This is a genomic window from Herpetosiphon sp. NSE202, from assembly GCF_042688385.1.
Taxonomy (GTDB): domain Bacteria; phylum Chloroflexota; class Chloroflexia; order Chloroflexales; family Herpetosiphonaceae; genus Herpetosiphon.
In genome coordinates this window covers 54,092-72,431 of record NZ_JBHUPY010000023.1, presented here as the reverse complement: position 1 = coordinate 72,431, position 18,340 = coordinate 54,092, and the positions used below count along the sequence as shown (strand labels likewise).

Genomic DNA, 18,340 nt, shown 5'->3' with positions numbered 1-18,340 from the left:
CAACCGACCCTTGTATGCCAGCTCCCAGTGAACGCGGGCGAGGGGGAGCACTCATTTTTACCAAGGAATTGTGCAAGAACCACAGCGTTAAAGCCCGTTGGACGGGAGAGGACTTGGGGTGAGGGTATCTTCACAACCGACCCTTGTATGCCAGCTCCCAGTGAACGCGGGCGAGGGGGAGCACTCATTTTTACCAAGGAATTGTGCAAGAACCACAGCGTTAAAGCCCCTCGCCCGCCGCGTGGGCGAGGGGTTGGGGTGAGGGAAGATTAAAGACCCAAAATCGGCCTAAATACCCCTCGCTCAATTGGCTAGGATCATGTTAAAATAGAGCTATGAGTATATCGTCTGCCTCAACGCCAATCGGCGACGTATTGCAGCAAATTGCCCAACGCTTCGCCCAAAGCAGCCGCTCGCCCTTGTTGCGCAGCGGTGAATTAGCCTTGCCCGATGCCAGCACCCAGCCGTTGCCCTTAGCTCCTGAATTAGCGGTGGCATGGCGAGCTTTGCTGGGCGAGACTGGCTGGCCGTGGCAAGCAGAGGCGTTGGCAACTGTGCGCCGTGGGTTGGGTTTGGCCTTGGTTGCGCCTGCGCCGCTTGGCCCAGCCTGTTTGTTGCTCTTGGCAGCCGAGCATATTAGCGCCAATCAAGGCAGTTTGTTGTTACTCGCGCCCGATGCTGCTAGCTTGCACGATTTGGCGCAAACTGCCAATAATATCGATGCTTTGCTGGGCGGCGGTTTTCCGCACCTTGTGGTTGAACAAACCACCCGCCCGCCGCATAGCCCGCCGCGCCTGATTTTGACCACACCCACCACCTTGCATCAACGAATGTTGCGCACCCACCATCGCGGTTGGTCGAATATGTGGCCGCAGTTGAGTGGGATTGTGCTGCCAGCCTTTGATCAAGCCAATAGCACCAGTTTTGGCCATTGCCGTTGGTTGTTGCGACGGGTCGAACGCTTACGTCCGCGTGCGCGGCCATTGACGCTTTACGCCAGTTTAGCGCCAGTCGCCGAGATCGACGAGTTATTGGCGCGAGTGTTTGATCATCTGCCGCCGCTGGTTTATGCCAATACCGCCCGCATTCCCTTAACTTGGGCATTGTGGAATGGTGGCAATCAGCCAGTTGATGCAGCGCTGAAATTGGCCCTCGCCTTGCGCCAAGCAGGCTTAAGCGTTCAGCTTGATGCGCCCGATAGCCTAGAACGGGCAATTTTGGCCCAACGCGGCGCAGCCCAAGGATTAAGTATTGTGCCACGGGCAGCAGCTCCGGCCCATGTGTTGGTAATGTTGGGCGGCGTGAATGCAACCAGCCTGCCAAGTTTGTTGGCGAGCGGCCATCGGGCAGTTGTGTTGGTAACCGATCAGTCGATTGCGGCCCAGACTGCCTTGGCCCAACCTGCCTTGCTCACGCCCAATTTGCCGTCAGCTTTGCCAGTTGCTACCCAAAATAACTACATTAGCAGCGGCCATTTGCGCTGTGCCGCCGAAGAGCGTCCGCTCCAGCAGAGCGAAATCAGCGCATGGGAAGTGAGCGATTTAGTTGAGCGTCTGACTCAGCGCAACCAATTGGCGCAACTGCCCGATAGCCCAACCTGGCAACCAGTCGCCAATTTGCAGCAGCGCAGCGATATTTACGCAACGCTGCATCCAACCACGATTAGCGATGTGCCAGTGCAAATCGTCGATCACGAAGGCACATTTTTGGCCGAACTGGATTCGGTGACGGTTGAGCGGCGTTTGTTTAGCGGCGCGAGCGTGCTTGGCGGGCGGGTGGTTGGCTGGAATGATGATGGTTCGTTGGGTATGCGCTTGCAGGATGCTGCCCCAACTTTGGCCGAACATCGCTGTAGCGTCTCGGTGCGCGAGCAATTTGGCCAACGCCCGTTGGATGGCGCACACGCCGAAATCGAACTAACAATTGGTCGCGTGGTGGTAACTGAGGAAATTGTGGCGCGGCGCACCCTTGCAGATGATGGGAGTATGCGGCGCGTGCCGTTCGAGCCACCAATTCAATTGCAGTGGAATGCTCCGGCCTTGTGGCTTGGCGCTCCCGAAGCAGGGGCTGGCTTGGGCGAAATTCTGCTTGGCGTGCTGCCATTGTTGCTGCGTTGCCAACCAAATGCTATGGTCGCTTGCCTGAGCGAACAACAGCTATATTTGGTCGAAGCGCAGCCCGGCGGACGCGGCATCGTCGAGCAATTGTATAGCCAATTTGAGGCATGGCTGCATTTGGCTGGCTTGGCGGCGCGTACCTTGAGCAAAGACCCACTCTACGCCAGTTATGCCCAAGCAGAATTGCGCTGGCTGGAAAATATTTTGGTACCGCTGGCCGCCCCGTTGCGCGCTGATATGCCGCCAGAACCAGCCCAAATTGCGCCGCCACGCGTCGAACGCGCCAGCCGCCAATCGATGGTAATTAGCACGAACGAATTGAATGCGCGCCGACGGGGGCGCGGCAATGTTTTTGCGTTGCCCCGTTCGTTGCCCAAACAAGGCGAGGCCGTCAAACGCCCAACAACGCCTTTGCCGAGCCAACCAGCCTTGCCAGCGCAACCAATGCGCTTGGAGGCCCAGCAACCGCCAGCAAACAAACCGATTACCAATCAACGCCCAGCGGTGCGCAACGAAGCACCACCAGCACCGCCAGCACCCGAAAAAGCCAAGCCAAATGTGACCCGTCCGCCGCGCCGCAAGGCCAGCGTTGGACGCAATGAAGCACAGCGTTCGACTCAACCCTTGGTGCAGCCCAAAACTGCTGCGCCAACCAATCAGTTGCCGCCAGAACGTGGTTCGGTGGTGATTCCAGCGCCCAACCAGCCGCCAGCCTACGAGCGGCCTCCGTTTCAGCAACGCAACGCGCAGGAAAAACCTGCGGCCCAGCGCCCAATCTCGCGGCCAGTGCAACGCGAGCAACAGCCTGCTCCACGTGAAACGCAGCCGAATCAGCGGCCAGCCCAGCGTGAGCAACAGCCAGCCCGACCGTATCAGCGCAACGATCAGCCGACCAAGCCCATGCCCCGTGAAACGCAGCCGAATCAGCGGCCAGCCCAGCGTGAGCAACAGCCAGCCCGACCGTATCAGCGCAATGATCAGCCAACCAAGCCGATGCCACGCGAAACGCAGCCCAATCAACGGCCAATTCAGCCAAACTTGACCGAGCAACCAGCGCGGCCTTATCAGCGCAATGAGCAACCAGCCAAGCCCGTAGAAGCCAACGCCGATCCGCAGGCCATGCTCGAAAAAGCTCGTCGTTTGCGGGAGCAGCGCGAAGCAGAGGCGCGAGTAGCCCAACCAACTACGCGGCCAAATAGCACGAATTACGCTGCCGAGCCAACTGAATCGCGCTTCAAACAAGGCGATCGGGTGCATTGCGTGCCCTATGGCGAGGGCGTGGTGCAAAAAACCCGCATTCGCGATGGCCGCGAACTATTGCTGGTACAATTTCCAGAGCTTGGTGATCTCCGTGTTGATCCAGCGGTCAATGCTGTGCGCATCGTGCGCCCTGAGATTCAAGCAGACGACGACGAATAATTAAAGCTGTGACAACGAAGCCACTACCGTGACCAGCATTGTGCTGATCGCGGTAGCTTTGTTGGTCGCAAATAAAGGATAGAACAATGCAATCACACGACGAAGCCCAATTGATGGAAACGTGGGCACGCCAAGCAGGTGCCTATGCGCTTGAGATTTTTCAAGATTATGCTGCTGCCGCGCCCCGCCGCAAAGCAGATAACTCGTGGGTAACCGAGGTCGATGAAAATATCGAGCAGATGCTGCGCCAACAAATTGCCCAAGCTTTTCCTGATGACCTGATTATGGGCGAGGAAGGCGGCGGCCAGGCCAGCAGCAGTGGCCGCATTTGGGTGCTCGACCCAATTGATGGCACTGGTTCGTTTGTCAAGCGCCTGCCCGTGTGGTGCGTCTCGATTGGCTTGTTGGTCGATGGCTATCCTGCTGCTGGCTGCGTCTATTTGCCGGTGCTCGACGAATGTTATTTGGCGGGATTGACTGGGCCAGCAACCTTAAACGGCCAAGCAATTCATGCCGAAAATCCCGATTTTCTCGATAGCCAGTCGTGGATGGCGGTGCCATCGAATGCTCATTGGCGCTATAAAATCAGCTATCCAGGCAAAACCCGCTCGCTAGGCAGCACCGCCGCCAATGTCTGCTATGTGGCCAGCAGTCGCGCTTGCGCCGCAATTTTGGGCAATGCCAGCTTGTGGGATATTGCCGGCGCATGGCCAATTTTGGAGCGCGCTGGCGGCAAATTATCAACATTCTCTGGCGGGCCATTCGATTGGCAGCGCTTCTATGAAGGCTCATCGGCCAACGAACCATTATTTGCTGCCAGCAATGATAATTATGCAACAATGCGCGGCATGATCGACCTTGCCAAGGGCGCAATTTAAACAGCAAGCAAGCAGCAGCGTTGATCGGGGCATGGTATCATAGGCCAGATTAAGCCCCCGCAGCGAAGGAACCAACTGATGGCTGATTTAACCAAGTTTGTGCGGCCTGATATTGCAGCGCTGGAAGCCTACACGCCGATTCAACCATTCGATGTGCTCAGCGAACAATTGGGCATTCCGATTGAGCAAATTATTAAACTTGATGCCAATGAAAATCCCTACGGACCTGCGCCAAGCGTTGCCGAAGCGCTGCGTGATCACCCGTTTTATGCAATTTATCCCGACCCAGATCAGACCCGTTTGCGGCGGGCGATTAGCCCATTTATTGGCCAGCCGATTCAACGGATTTTGTGTGGCAATGGCTCGGATGAAATTATCGATTTGTTAATGCGAGTGCTGGTCCAGCCCAACGATGTGGTGATTGCCTGCCCGCCAACCTTCGGCATGTATAGCTTCAATACTGGGGTGGTTGGCGGGCGCTTTGTGGCCGTACCGCGCGATGCCAACTTCGATGTTGATATTGAAGCAGTAGCCGACGCGGTGCTTGAGCATCAAGCCAAAATGGTCTTTTTGCCCTCGCCCAATAACCCGACGGGCAACCTTTTGGCGCGTGAGCACGTCCTACGGTTATTGGAATTACCAACAATACTCGTGTTGGACGAAGCCTACGCCGAGTTTAGTTCGGGGAGTGTTGCCGATTTGGTTGGCCACTATCCCAATCTGGTAGTTTTACGCACCTTTTCCAAATGGGCTGGTTTAGCTGGTTTGCGCTTGGGCTATGGCCTGATTCCAGAGTGGTTAATTACCCACTTGTGGAAAATCAAGCAACCCTACAACACCAATGTGGCGGCAGAAGTAGCGGTTTTGCAATCGTTGGCTGAAACTGAGGCGCTGAATGCGCGCGCCAAGGTAATGGTGGCTGAACGCGAGCGTTTATTCGCTGCGCTGCAAGCAATCGATGGCCTAACGCCGTTTCCTTCGCAGGCAAATTTTATCTTGTGCCGAGTTGAGCGTGGCGACGCTGCCCAACTTAAAGCCGAGCTTGCCAAGCGCGGAATCTTGCTGCGCTACTATCGCAACCCAGAGCTAGCCAATTGTATTCGCGTGAGTATCGGCCTGCCAGAACATCATGATGCCTTGCTTGCAGCGTTAGCCGATTTGGGTTATCGCTAAATTGCATTGACATCAAGGAACGCGGCGTGCTATCGTTGCCACAGAGTTTCATGATTGTGGAGTGATCGTTGTATGATTGCTTGTCCTGTCTGTAATGCGACCAACCAAACAGGGGCCTTATTTTGCGAAATGTGTGGTCATCGTTTGCCAACCGTGGCGGCGGCTGTTACCCCACCCAAAGCCGTTGCTGGCGGCATTCAATGCCCAACCTGTAAGCATATTGCGACTGCTGGCGAGGCATTTTGCGATGAATGTGGTACGCCGCTGAATGTTGGCGTGGCTGCCGCACCTGCGGCTCCTGCGCCAGTTGCGCCAAGCGTCCAACCAGCGCCGCAGCCAAATTACCCTGCGCCGCAGCCGATTGCCAACGCAGCTAGCCCAACCTGCCCAAGCTGTCGAGCAGCGGTTATTCCTGGCGAGGCCTTTTGCGATAACTGTGGGGCTTCGTTGTTGGCTGGCGCACCTGCCGCCGCTCCCGCCGCCCGACCAGTTGCTCCCGCGCCACAACCAACTTATACTCCGCCAGTGCAGGCTGCGCCGGTAGTGCCAGCTGCGCCAGTTTATACGCCGCCAGCGCCAGTTACGCCCAAGCCGCCAGTGGCAGCCCCAGTTGCCGCCGCGCCGGTTGGCATTCAATCGTTGGCGGGGTTTGTGCTCGTCACAGCGGCTGGCACGCGGATTAATCTTCCTGCCAAAGCCGATATTGTGGTTGGCCGCGAGGATGCAGTTTCGAATAACTATCCCGATGTCGATTTGAATCCGCATAATGGCTTGGCTGATGGCGTTGGCCGTCGCCATGCACGCATTTTTGTGCGGGCAGGCCTGGTGCAACTTGAAGATCTCGATAGCACCAACGGAACAACCGTCAATAAACAACGCTTACAAGCTCGCCAAATTGTTAATCTTAATGTTGGCGATGAAATTCGTTTTGGCCGATGTGTGTTGCAATGGCAACGCTAGCGTGATGTAGCAGCTATGAGTGGACAGGCCATGTTTCAACAAGGACGCTACCAAGTACGCAACGAGCTGTTTCGCGATGAATGCGGCGTGATGTACTTGGCGGTCGATGGCAAGATGGCAGGGCGCGAAGTTGCCTTACGCCAACTCAATGATGGTGTTTTAGATCCAGCTTCGTTGCAGCGTTTGGCGCAGTTAAACCAAGCTGCGCTGCCTTCGGTCTATGATCTGTTTGAGGAGCATGGCCAGCGCTATTTGGTGCTTGAGTATCCGCGTGGCCAGACCTTAGCCGATGTGGCGCTGGGGCCGCGCTTGCGTGAAGGCGTGGTGCTGGCGTGGGCCAAGCAAATTGCCGAAGGCCTGCGCTATTTGCATAGCCAAGGCTTTGTGCATGGCGATATTCAGCCGCAAAATATTGTGCTGCAAGATGGCCGCCGCATTAAATTGCTTGGTGGCTTTCCAGCAGGTTGCCCCAAAAATGCCGGTTCGCGCTATTCAGCACCCGAAATTTGGAGCGGCGCAAATGCTACTCCAGCTTCGGATATTTATGCCTTGGGCGCGACGCTACACCATTTGTTGACCGGAACTGACCCCAACACCCAACCCTTGATGGCCTTTGCCCCGCCCGATGTGCGGCGGCCTGATCTTTCGCCTGCGGTTTCCAACGCCATTGTCAAAGCGCTCAGCCAACAGCCACAACAACGCTTTGCCTCTATTGAGCAATTTGTGGTGGCCTTGAGCCAAACCAGCAGCACCCAAGAATCAGCGGGCGATTTGCCTGTGATTGGTTTTACGCCCTCGATGTTGCCCAGCACACCAGCCGATGGCCCAACCCAACGCTATGTGCCCTCGGAAAGCTCGCCGATTCCGGTGCCACCAGGCCGCGGCACAACCTCGCAATATGATCAGGCGATGCTTGAGCAATTGCTCTTGCCCGACCGCGATCTTGGGCCAGCGACCTCGGCCTTGCCGCAACGCCCAGTTGAAAGCAACAATCGTACGGGCTTGATTGTGCTAGGTGTGTTTATTGGCTTAGCCTTGTTGGCTGGAGCATGGTTTATTTTCAAGCCCAAGAGCAATGCGTTTGTTAATGCAACCGAAATTGCCAACAATGGCTTGCCAACCGTTACCCGTGATGAAGGGATTTTGCTGAGCGATAGTGCCAAAACTGCTACTGCTTTGGCGGCAATTCCACCTGCAACCCAAATTCCAACCCTGGATGTGCCGCGAGCTACCGCCGATGCGATTCAGACGTTTACTGCTGCAACCGAAGCTGCGTTTAACGTCGATTTAGAGGCGCGCTATCAGCGGGGCACGGCCTACGAAGAAACCGGCCAATATGGCTTGGCCTTGAGCGAATACGACGAAATTTTGCGCCAAGACCCATTTTATAAAGATACCCAATCGCGGCGCGACCGAATTAAGATTTTTCTTGATGCGACTGTTACCGCAGACGTGCAACAAACCACTGTTGCGGTGGCAACGGCAACCGCCGTTGCCCAACCAACTGCAACCGCATTACCGCCAACGCCCACCGCCACGCCAGTTGGCCAGATTGTTGGCGATACCTTCAATGGCAGCACGCTTGACCCACGTTTGTGGGCTAGCGAAACCCGCGATGGCAGCATTCAGTTGAATAATGGTGAATTGCAACTGGCTGCAACTAGTGCCAATTGCTATCCAGTCGTGCGCACGATCACCGATACGCTCTTTCCGGCCAACAACTTTACGCTCAACATCACCTTCCGCTATTCCGATGTAACGGCCTTGGGTACGGGCTTTATGCTGGCCGATGCAATGGCTACGCCGTGTGGCGAAACTGATCGGGCTGGCACCAGCTGGAGCGGCATTTGGCAGGATGAAAATCAAGGCCTGATTGTTGAATTCCATCGTGACCAAACAGCAGATGCTGAGCTGAAAGATATTCGTTTGCCCTATACCAACGGCCAAATTGATACAACCGAACACAACTTGACGATTCAACAGCGTAATGGCGAGCAAACCTTCATTCTCGATGGCAATCAGCTATTTACCGAAAAGATTGGAGCGCAGCCGAAAGTGTTGTGGTTTGGTAATCCGAGCCGCACAGCAATCGGCGCACCATGGACAGTGCTGAATATTCTGAGCGTTGATTTGCGCGAAGAACCATAAGCAATCACGCTTGATTGGCCTCTCGTTACCGAGCGAGAGGCTTTTTTGTTTAAGCAGTTGCGTGGTACACTCTCTGGCAGTTTGCTTTAATTGCTAGGGAGATTCTGATGGTACAAGGTTTGCGGACACATTGGCGGCGTTGGTTGGCTCGACCGTATGGAATGTATGCAATGCTCGGATTATTGGGCTTGGCCTTGGCAGCAGTTGGCTTTGTGCGCGTATTGCCAAGCTTAATTCGCGTGCCCGATCATTATGATTTTGCGGCCTATTATGTGGCTGCGCGGGCCTTGAACCAGCACGAAACCCTCTATGATGGCGCGGCGATGCAACGGGCAGCGACAATTGATGGCCAACATATGGCGCATCCGTTATATATTTACCCGCCATTTTTTGCAGCAGTGCTGCGACCATTGGCCAGCTTACCCTTCGCCCAAGCCAAAACGATCTGGTTTTTGGCCAATATTGGCGTATTTGCTGCAATGTGGTGGCTGCTTGGCCATTTGGCGCAGCTTACTTGGCAACAGCGTTTACTTGGTTTAGGGCTGTTGCTGCTAGCCCCGCCGTTTTACGATACGCTGCTCTTGGGCCAAGTCAATATATTGCTGCTGGCCTTATTAACTGGTGCGTTAGCTCTGTTGTTGCGCGCTAAACCAAGCAATCGCAGCGATCTTTTGGCAGGCGCGTTGATTGGCGTTGCAGCGGTGATCAAAGTCTATCCCTTGGCATTTGGGTTGATTTTTCTGCTACATCGGCGCTATATTGCCAGCCTTGGGGTGCTGCTTGGTGTGGCGGGTGCAATGCTCATCGGTATTTTTGCAGGTGGCGGTTGGGCTACGACGCTGCATTTCTTTACTGATGTATTGCCAAGTTTACGCGGCCCCGCCAATGCCGCCGACCAATCGATTTGGCCAGTTTTCGAGCGTCTGTTTACGGAGCATACCTATCGTTATGCCTACTTGAGTGCTAATAATTTGGTTGAACTAACGCTTAAACCAGTGATCGAAGCGCCATTGTTGGGCAAGCTGTTGGCGGCTGGTTTGGCGGCAGCAATTGCATTTTTATCAGGGCGCAGCATTGTGCGACGTTGGCGCAGCGCTTCAACACCAGCCAGCTTATGGTTTGATTATGGCTTGATTATTATTTTGACCTTGTTGCTGTTGCCGGTGGTGCATAGCCATTATTTGGTGTTGTTGCTGATTCCAGTGGCATGGCTGCTTCAGCGCTATCAACAACTTACACCCAAGCAAAAACCCTCTATGATTATTGGTTTGTTGGCGAGCTATGGTTTGATTGTGCTCGAGCGCTATTGGCGCTTTTTGCTCAACCTCGCTGCCACACCGCTCTTTTTGGGCTGGGGCCTGTGTGGAGCGTTGATTGTGTGGTGGTTGCTGATGCGCTATCAACCAGCCAAGGCTTCAATTCAGGAATAAGTTCTCTTACCCGCCCGCCGAATTTGCGCTGTGCCTCAGCACATAACCTATATTTTGCCCAATGAATCGACTATAATAGCAATGTTATGGTTAAGTGCAATGTGGTGAGGCAATTGGCATGTTGAAAAGTGGCACAATTATTCAAGATCGCTATACGATTGTGCGGCCCTTGGGCAGTGGTGGCTTTGGAGCGGTCTTTTTGGCCACCGATGGTCGCTTGGGGCAGCGCAATGTAGCGATCAAATATTTTGCTACGGCTCATATGCGCCCAGAAGAACGTGATTCGCTGGCCCATTTGTTTCAGCAAGAAGCCCATACCTTGGCCAGTTTGAGCCACCCCAACCTCGCGCCAGTGCTCGATTATTTTGCTGTCGACGATGGTTGGATGTTGGTGATGGGCTATGTGCCAGGCGAATCATTGGCGGCCTTGCAAAAACGGCTCAACGGCCCGTTTGGCGAGCAACAAGTGGTCGATTGGGCGATTGAGTTATGTAATGTATTGGAATATTTGCACAATCAACGCCCGCCACTGATTTTTCGCGATCTTAAGCCAGCCAATATTATGCGCACGCCAGAAGGCAAAGTTCTTTTGATCGATTTTGGGATTGTGCGGCGTTTCAAAGAGGGCCAACATCAAGATACGATTCAAATTGGCACGCCTGGCTATGCTCCTCCTGAGCAATATGGCGGCCAAACCGAGCCACGCTCCGATTTATATAGCCTTGGCTCAACGATGTATGTGCTGTTGACCAACGAGCGCGTAACCAGTGGCCTGCGCTTGCCGCCAGTTAGCCAAAGCGTCGATTGGGTTTCGCCTGCTCTCGATAGCTTAATTACCCAATTAACCTCGCTGCACATTGATGAACGGCCTGCGTCGGCAGCGGTTGTGCGCGCTGAACTAGAGCGCATTCGCGATTTGCCAATTGTACCAATCGCTGATCCATTTGCGATTTTGCCGCAAGCCGCGCCCTATCGCGGAGCCGAAGCGCCAACGCGAGTCAATCCTCAGGTACAAACCCAACCACGCTATAGCCAGGATGTTGCTACGCCCCAGCCGATCCAAGCAACGCCAATTCCAACTGTGCCTGCTGCGCGCAAAACGCTGGTTTGGCCATGGGTGCTGCTGCTGGTGCTGGTGGTTGGTGGTGGCGCAGGCTGGTGGTATCTGAATCGCTCTAATCAACTGCAAACGCCGCTGGTGCCAACCCAACTCAGTGCCTTGCCTGATAGTGCTGCTGGCGATTTGATTATTTCTTCGCGCGTAGGCAACAGTGGCGCATACAATGTGCTGAGTTTGGATATTCCGTCGGGCAATGTGAGCGCGGTTGTGCCGCATCACGATGATAATGCAATTGCCTCGCGTCGCCGCAGCGATGGTCGGGTGGCCTATTCGCATGGCGTTGATGGGCTTGAACAGATTTTTACGATTAATGGCGATGGCACTGATGAGCAGCAATTAACCTCGGCTCCAGGCGAAAGCCGCGCTCCACGTTGGTCGCCTGATGGCAGCAAAATCGCCTTTGAAAGCGATCGCGACCGCAGCACTAACAACAGCTTCGATATTTATATTATGGATGCAGATGGCTCGAATGTGCAGCGCGTGACTGCTGAAGGTGGCTGGCAAGGCGGCCCTGCTTGGTCGCCTGATGGCAGCAAGCTGGCTTTTCATAGCCAAACCAGCGATTTATATGAAATTGTGGTGCTTGATTTAACCAGCAACAAGCAATATTTGTTGGCGAGCGTCGATGATAGCGCCTTTTGGGCCGATTGGTCGCCCGATGGCCAAACGATTGCCTTTATGACTGGCGATAACGATAGCCGCACCAAAATTTATACTGTGCCAACCAGCGGCGGCGAGCCACGCGAACTGACCACGCTTGGCAATGGCAAAAACCGCTGGCCGCGCTGGTCTCCCGATGGCCGCTATTTGGCTTTTGAGAGCTATCGTAACGAACATTGGGGCATCTATTTGCAAAATCTGGCGACTGGCAAAGTCGAAGCGCTCTCCGATGGCACGCGCCACGATCGCTGGCCTTCATGGTAATGCGAGTATAATAGCTTTCAGGAGAAAGGGAAACGAAACCACGAAGAGCACGAAGAGCACGAAGATAAGGCTATTATATTGGCTTAGAGTTTGAATCATAATTTGTATGTTCTATGCTCTTCAATACTGACTATGCGTGAACGCTATCGCTTTGTAGAACAACTTGGTAAAGGTGGTTTTGCGACCGTCTGGCTCGCCTACGATAAACAAATCGGTGGGCTATGCGCGGTTAAACAAAGTATTGCCGCCGAAGCAGAAGTTACTGAGATGTTGGAAGCAGAGGCCACGATTTTGGCTGGGCTGGCCCATCCATCGTTGCCACGAATTCGCGATCACTTTGTGCACGAAGGCCATGCCTGTGTCGTGATGGATTACATCGAGGGCGTTGATCTGAATGTCTTGTTGGCTACCGAGCACGATGGCATTGCTCCCAAGCGGGTTGTCGAATGGGCGCAACAATTGTGCACCGCCGTCCAATATATTCACACCCTGCCGCAACCAGTGCTGCACCGCGATATTAAGCCATCGAACGTTAAGCTCACGCCTGATGGGCGCTTGGTGCTGATTGATTTTGGGATTGCCCGCGACCTCAAGGTTTCGAGCTTGGGCTTGCGGCGTGCGGTAACTGCTGGCTATTCGCCGCCAGAGCAATATCGCGGCCAGACTGATGCGCGCTCGGATATTTATGCACTGGCGGCAACGATTTATGCCTTACTGACTGGCCGCGCTCCTTTGGCAGCCCCAGCCCGCTTAATTGGCGAAGCCTTACCAGCTCCTTCTGCCCTGCGGCCCAGCCTGCCAAGCGTGTTGGATCAGCCATTATTGCGCGGTTTAGCTTTGGAGCCGGAGGATCGGCAGCAATCTGCTGGCCAATTGGCTTTAGAATTGATGACCGCGTGGCGTTCGATTCAGCCAGCTAGTCCCAAATTGCCACTCATTCGCACCCAACCCTTGATTCAGCCACGCACGTGGCGGCATTGGCTTGGGCTTGGCTTGATTGGCAGCCTGAGTTTGGGCGGGTTTAGTGCCACAATTTGGAGCCTGGTTCGACAACAAAATGCTGCTGAAGCTTCGCCCAATTCGCAAATCTATTTTCCTGCATTGTTAAATAATAGTGCCACTTCGGCCCCGTTGTTCACGCCAACGCAAGCGCCAACCAGCACACCTGCGCCAACTAGCACACCAGCCCCAACCTCGACAGTGCAACCCTTGGTTGCTGGCCTAACTGGCTATTTCTTTGTTGGTATGCGCGCCAAAGATGGCGAATATCAAATCTATCGAATTCCGGCGATGGGCGGCGAGCCGCAGCAATTAACCACGCTTGGCGCAAATTATGGTGGGGTGGTTTCGCCTGATGGCCAACAAATCGCCTTTACTTCCGAGCGCGATGGCCGCGAGCAAGTGTATGTGATGAATGTTGATGGTAGCAATCAACGGCGCATTACGACTGATGTTGGGCGTTGCGAATACCCTAGTTGGTCGCCAGATGGCCAAAGTGTAGCCTACGCCCACCGCCGCTTGGACGATTTGAAGGAAAATAGCTCAACGATCTACATCCAACGGCTTGACCAAGCTGAAGGCCAGCAAGTAAGCAAAATGTGGGGCACAATGCCAACTTGGGGCGAGCAAGGCATCGTGTTCACCAGCCGTGATATTGTCGAGAATATCGAGCAATTGGGCTTGGCGATTATTCAGCCCGACGGCAGCGAGCTAAAAATTATCAACCCAACCCGTGATCGCGATGAACATTATGCCGAATGGTCGCCTGATGGCAAGCAAATCGCCTATGTTGCTGGCGATAGTCAGCGCACAATCACGCGCCAAATTTGGGTGATGAACGCCGATGGCTCAAATCCGCACCCGCTGACCAAGAGCATTGGCGGCGTAACCCAGCCGCGTTGGTCGCCCGATGGCAAATGGATTGTCTTTTTGGCCAAGTGGGGCATGCCCGACGATCTGCAAAATAATCGCCCGCGCTTCAATTTGTGGGTTGTTTCGACCAAGGGTGGGCCTGCGCAACCGTTTACGATCTCCGATGCGAATAAATTTGGGCTTGGTTGGGGGCCACGCTAAGGTTAAAAGCCCCTCACCCCAACCCCTCTCCTTTCAAGGGTAGGTTTTTAACAAATGTAAAAGTATGTGGCATGTTTCATTCCCTCACCCACCCAGCCCCCTCTCCCACTGAACGCGGGCGAGGGGGAGCCGACCAGTGGTACCAAGAACTGCGTCAGAACCACCCGTTTAAAGCCCCTCGCCCGCGCCACGGGAGAGGGGTTGGGGTGAGGGGATCTTAACAACCGACCCTTGTAAGAACTCCCTCTCCCACGAAAACGCGGGTGAGGGGGAGCTCGATGGGAGAACCACAAATCATCGATCAACCACCATTCATGCCAAATCCATCCAACCAAAAGCCCCTCGCCCGCGCCACGGGAGAGGGGTTGGGGTGAGGGAACTAAACAACTTCACCGCCGCTGGCAGGATTGTGGGGCAAGGGTTCGCATACCAAGGCCAGCGGAAAGGCCACATAAAACGTTGTGCCTGCTTCTTCAATGCTCTCGAAATAAATCGAGCCATGATTCATTTCGACCAAGGCTTTGGCGATTGATAAGCCTAAGCCGGTGCCGCCCGCCGCCCGCGACAATGGGTTATCGTTGCGAAAGAAGCGTCCGAAAATCCGTGGTTGCTCACGTAGCGAAATGCCAATGCCTGTGTCGCGCACCACCACCAGCACATCATCGATTCGCTGTTGAACTTCGATTTGAATCTGGCCATGCTCAGGCGTGTATTTGATTGCATTGCTGATTAGATGGTGGCTAATTTGGCGCAAATGCAATGGATCAAGGCTCAATAACGGCAATTCGGCGGGCAATAAACATTCTAATTGCAATTTTTTGCGCTCAGCACGAGGCCGAAATTCATTCAACACAGCACTCAACACGCTGCGCAAATCAACTGGTTGCGGGGTATGTTCGTTGCGTTGAATTTCCAGCCGCGCCAAATCAACAACTTCGTTCATCAGCTCAGTTAGGCGTTGAATGTTGCGGCCAATGCCCTCGATATAGCTGATTTCTTCGGGGCTAAAATGCTCAGGGTTGCTCCACAGCAGCATATCAGCAAAACCACGAATGCTGGTCAACGGCGAACGCAATTCATGGGCTGCCAAGGCCATAAAATCGCTGCGCAGCCGTTCGCTCTCAACCCGCGCACTCATATCTTGCAAAATTGCCACCGCGCCCATGCGTTGATCATCGACCCAAATTGGGTTGGCGCTCAGGCGATAGGTGCGCCCAGCAAAACAGACCCGTTCGGCAGGCTTGATGTGGGGCCGACCCAAGGCTTGATCCAAGGCTGGTTGCACGGCATCAAGCGCCGCGTAAAAGCGCACGCTCAAATTCGGCTGTTCGTGGGTAGTTTGCAGACGCTCGGCTTCAGCCATGGCAATAATATTGTAGGCAGCAGTGTTGAGCAATACAATTTGGCCAAGCTGATCGCAGACGATCACGCCATCGTCGATCGCCGCCAAAATTGCCCGTTCGCGTTGGGTTTCGCGGCGCTGGTTGGCTAGCAAGTTGGTGAAATGCTCAGCCGCCAGATTGATCGATTGGGCCAATTCGCCCAGCTCGTCAGTGCCCAAATTTGGTGCTCGCACGCTCAAATCGGCGGTTGCCAAGACCTCAACCACGGCGGTTAATTGCTCAATTGCTCGCCGTTTGCGTTGCAAAATCACAATCAGGCCAATTTGCAGCAGCAGCCACAAACCGCCAAGGCTAATCAACAGCCAATGCCACCAATCGAAGTTTGCCAGCCAAAGCCCATAGCCAATCAGGCCAAGCCCGAAGCCGCCAACGACAATCGCCATCAGATACGCCAACCGAATCAGCTGATTAAGCGCCAAACTACTGTATGCCTGCAACTGCATAGCCATTCTCGTTACTCAAATTGGCCTATGCTAGCAACCCAAAGTTAAGCCTTGATTATGGTCATGTTTAAGCTATATTTTACCTATTGGCGCAGCTTAACCGAACAGCAAGGTCAAGGTTATGGGGGCCAATGAGGCTTGAGTATTGGCCAAGGCCATCAGCATCAGCAAGCCAGTTGCAGGCACCGCAACAATGCCCATGGCAATTTGCGTTTGGGCAGGCACATTCCAGCGCGCTTGGCCTGCGCGCGAGGCGCGAATGAGTTTTTGCCAGAGCTTGGTGGTGGCAATTGCAAACACGAGCAGCAAGATACTCGCTACCAGCGCTTTTGGGCCTTGCCAAGCAAGCCGATTGTGGATTTGATGTTGCAAGATGGCTGGGGTTGCAGTGCTGCCGGTTTCGGCCCAGCTATCGACTGCTTGGTAGAGCGCGGCTTTGGCTGTGCCCGCTGAACTGTGCAGATCGGGAATCGTTTTGGCAAAGCCTGCTTGGGCGTTAATCACGTTGCTCAGATTTGCTGCCACAATCAACAGCAGCCCAAGGGCCAGCGTGGTGCTTGCCGGCCCGACAAAGGCATAGACCTTGCGCTCAAATGACCAAAATCGTTGGTTTAAGGTTTTGGCGCGTTTAAAGCGTCGCCACAGAACGATGCTGAGGCCGCCGAGCAGCAGCGTGAAAAAACCGCCCTCAACCACCAGCACCACGTGGTAGTTGGTGTAATCGTTCAACAGGGTTGTATAGGCGGGGTTGGTTGTTGATTCAGCTTGGTTCAGGCGCGCGAGGGTTGCTTGTAGCCCAGCACTCTTGCTTGGCTGGCTGCTTGCATCGGCATGGAGGCTTGGGCTTGGCGCTGCTGGAATAAAAATTGGAATACTATACATGACCAAGGCTATAAGCAGCAATCCGCTTGCGAGCAACGCTGGCTGCCAATGTTGCTGGCGCAGCATTGCATAGCTTACAAATGCCCGCAGCAAGACCAACCCGCCGATACTGACCAACCCAAGCATCAGAATCATAACTACCCCAAAGCTGAATAATACTCTGCTGCTTCTAGACGTTGGGTTAACGGGCAAAGTTGCGCCACGCGGGGCGGATATAAACTTGCTTTGGAGCATATTGAGTATTGGCTAGATTCGAGTATTATTAAGCCAAATGCGACCATCTGCGGATGGCATGGAGAGCCACATCAAATGAGCGAACAAACCGATGCCCCGAAACCAATTGTGATTAAACAAAAACGTGGATGTTTGGCCACCCTTGTGGGTTCTGCTTTGACGATTATTGTCAGTGCTGGGCTGGGGGCGGCGCTCGCGCTCTTGGTGATGTGGTATGGGCCACGCAATTTTGGGGTAAGCTTTCCCGATAGCACTGGGCGGATTGCCACACTTGAGCAAGCCCAACAAACCGCGATCATCGTTCAAACCGATCAAACTGCAACTTTGCGCGGCTTGACTGATCTGCGTGGCTCGGTCGATGGCTTGCGCGAACGAGTGCAAACGATTGAAAGCAGCCTCAATACCCGTGAAACCAACCTCGATAGCCTCCAAAAACAAATCGATTCGAATCTTAATTCGTTGTTGAGCATTCAATCGCGGCTTGATGAGCTTGAATCGATTCCCGCCAATGCAGCTTTGACCAACCGCCTTGATAGCGTCGAACAAGATTTAGCCAGCATTGGCAGTACCTTGGAGCGGCTTCGGATCGCTTTAGGGGCAGCTGCACCAACCGCGAGCCCATCGCCAACCGCCACGCCCACTCGTTAGCCAAGGAGCGAATTATGCCCCAACAACAATCAATTGTGCGTTCAGTTCGCAGTAATCGCCATACCACCACCATCGATATTGGGGTGATTGGCCAAATTGTGCAGTCGGTTAGCGGCACGATTGAAGGCATTTACGAAACCCAACTCGAAAGCGCCGAATTGCTTGCTGAAGGCCGGGCCGAGAACGATCAAAAAAAGGATGAGGAGCCGCAAACCCGCTTTGATGAGCGCGCCAGTGTTGTGCTGCACCTCAAATTAATTCCATTTATCCACGAGCAATTGCCACCAATCGTCAATGCGCTGCGCAAACGGGTGATCGAAAGTATTCAACAATATACCGAGCTGAATGTTCACGCTGTGCATATTCATATTGCTGGCTTGTGGTATCGCTAGCCAGCAACTGTAATGATTGATTCGATTGGCAATCAGGGGAATGCCCTCACCCCCAGCCCCTCTCCCACTGAACGCGGGCGAGGGGAGCACCTACCG

General features: G+C 54.3%; 12 protein-coding genes. 10 read left to right on the top strand and 2 right to left on the bottom strand.

The genetic code is table 11. The features are described from left to right. Nucleotides 1-335: 335 nt before the first annotated feature. From ACFMKP_RS22330 to ACFMKP_RS22295, 8 genes are all read left to right on the top strand, one after another. A complete protein-coding gene (locus ACFMKP_RS22330; RefSeq protein WP_382295317.1) occupies nt 336-3,536 on the top strand; it encodes a hypothetical protein in 3,201 nt (1,066 codons plus the stop codon). A gap of 86 nt (nt 3,537-3,622) precedes the next feature. Next, nucleotides 3,623-4,414: an inositol monophosphatase family protein gene (locus tag ACFMKP_RS22325; RefSeq protein ID WP_382295314.1), complete on the top strand. Its 792-nt coding sequence runs from the start codon at nt 3,623-3,625 to the stop codon at nt 4,412-4,414. A 78-nt stretch (nt 4,415-4,492) separates the two neighbouring features. Continuing rightward, nucleotides 4,493-5,587, top strand: a complete 1,095-nt coding sequence (gene hisC, locus ACFMKP_RS22320; RefSeq protein WP_382295311.1) for a histidinol-phosphate transaminase — start codon at nt 4,493-4,495, stop codon at nt 5,585-5,587. A 72-nt stretch (nt 5,588-5,659) separates the two neighbouring features. Continuing rightward, nucleotides 5,660-6,547, top strand: coding sequence for a zinc ribbon domain-containing protein (locus ACFMKP_RS22315; RefSeq protein ID WP_382295309.1), 888 nt, complete (start codon nt 5,660-5,662; stop codon nt 6,545-6,547). 15 nt (nt 6,548-6,562) lie between these two features. Beyond that, nucleotides 6,563-8,695 carry a serine/threonine protein kinase gene (locus ACFMKP_RS22310; protein WP_382295306.1) on the top strand — a complete coding sequence of 711 codons (2,133 nt, stop codon included), beginning with the start codon at nt 6,563-6,565 and terminating at the stop codon, nt 8,693-8,695. A 107-nt stretch (nt 8,696-8,802) separates the two neighbouring features. Further along, nucleotides 8,803-10,125, top strand: a complete 1,323-nt coding sequence (locus tag ACFMKP_RS22305; protein WP_382295303.1) for a glycosyltransferase family 87 protein — start codon at nt 8,803-8,805, stop codon at nt 10,123-10,125. 94 nt (nt 10,126-10,219) lie between these two features. Then, complete coding sequence (locus tag ACFMKP_RS22300) at nt 10,220-12,169, top strand: protein kinase (RefSeq protein WP_382295300.1); 1,950 nt, start codon at nt 10,220-10,222, stop codon at nt 12,167-12,169. A 132-nt stretch (nt 12,170-12,301) separates the two neighbouring features. Beyond that, nucleotides 12,302-14,242 carry a protein kinase gene (locus tag ACFMKP_RS22295; RefSeq protein ID WP_382295297.1) on the top strand — a complete coding sequence of 647 codons (1,941 nt, stop codon included), beginning with the start codon at nt 12,302-12,304 and terminating at the stop codon, nt 14,240-14,242. Nucleotides 14,243-14,621: 379 nt separating this feature from the next. Here the strand turns inward: ACFMKP_RS22295 and ACFMKP_RS22290 are convergent, their stop codons facing one another. Both ACFMKP_RS22290 and ACFMKP_RS22285 read right to left on the bottom strand, forming a co-directional pair. Next, on the bottom strand, nt 14,622-16,088 hold the full coding sequence (locus ACFMKP_RS22290; RefSeq protein ID WP_382295294.1) for an ATP-binding protein: 1,467 nt from the start codon (nt 16,086-16,088) through the stop codon (nt 14,622-14,624). 96 nt (nt 16,089-16,184) lie between these two features. Beyond that, on the bottom strand, nt 16,185-17,105 hold the full coding sequence (locus ACFMKP_RS22285) for a hypothetical protein (protein WP_382295291.1): 921 nt from the start codon (nt 17,103-17,105) through the stop codon (nt 16,185-16,187). A 174-nt stretch (nt 17,106-17,279) separates the two neighbouring features. Here ACFMKP_RS22285 and ACFMKP_RS22280 point away from each other — a divergent pair, with 174 nt between their 5' ends. Continuing rightward, a complete protein-coding gene (locus tag ACFMKP_RS22280) occupies nt 17,280-17,852 on the top strand; it encodes a hypothetical protein (protein ID WP_382295288.1) in 573 nt (190 codons plus the stop codon). Between the two features lie 14 nt (nt 17,853-17,866). Next, on the top strand, nt 17,867-18,244 hold the full coding sequence (locus tag ACFMKP_RS22275) for an Asp23/Gls24 family envelope stress response protein (protein WP_204755738.1): 378 nt from the start codon (nt 17,867-17,869) through the stop codon (nt 18,242-18,244). Nucleotides 18,245-18,340 lie beyond the last annotated feature (96 nt).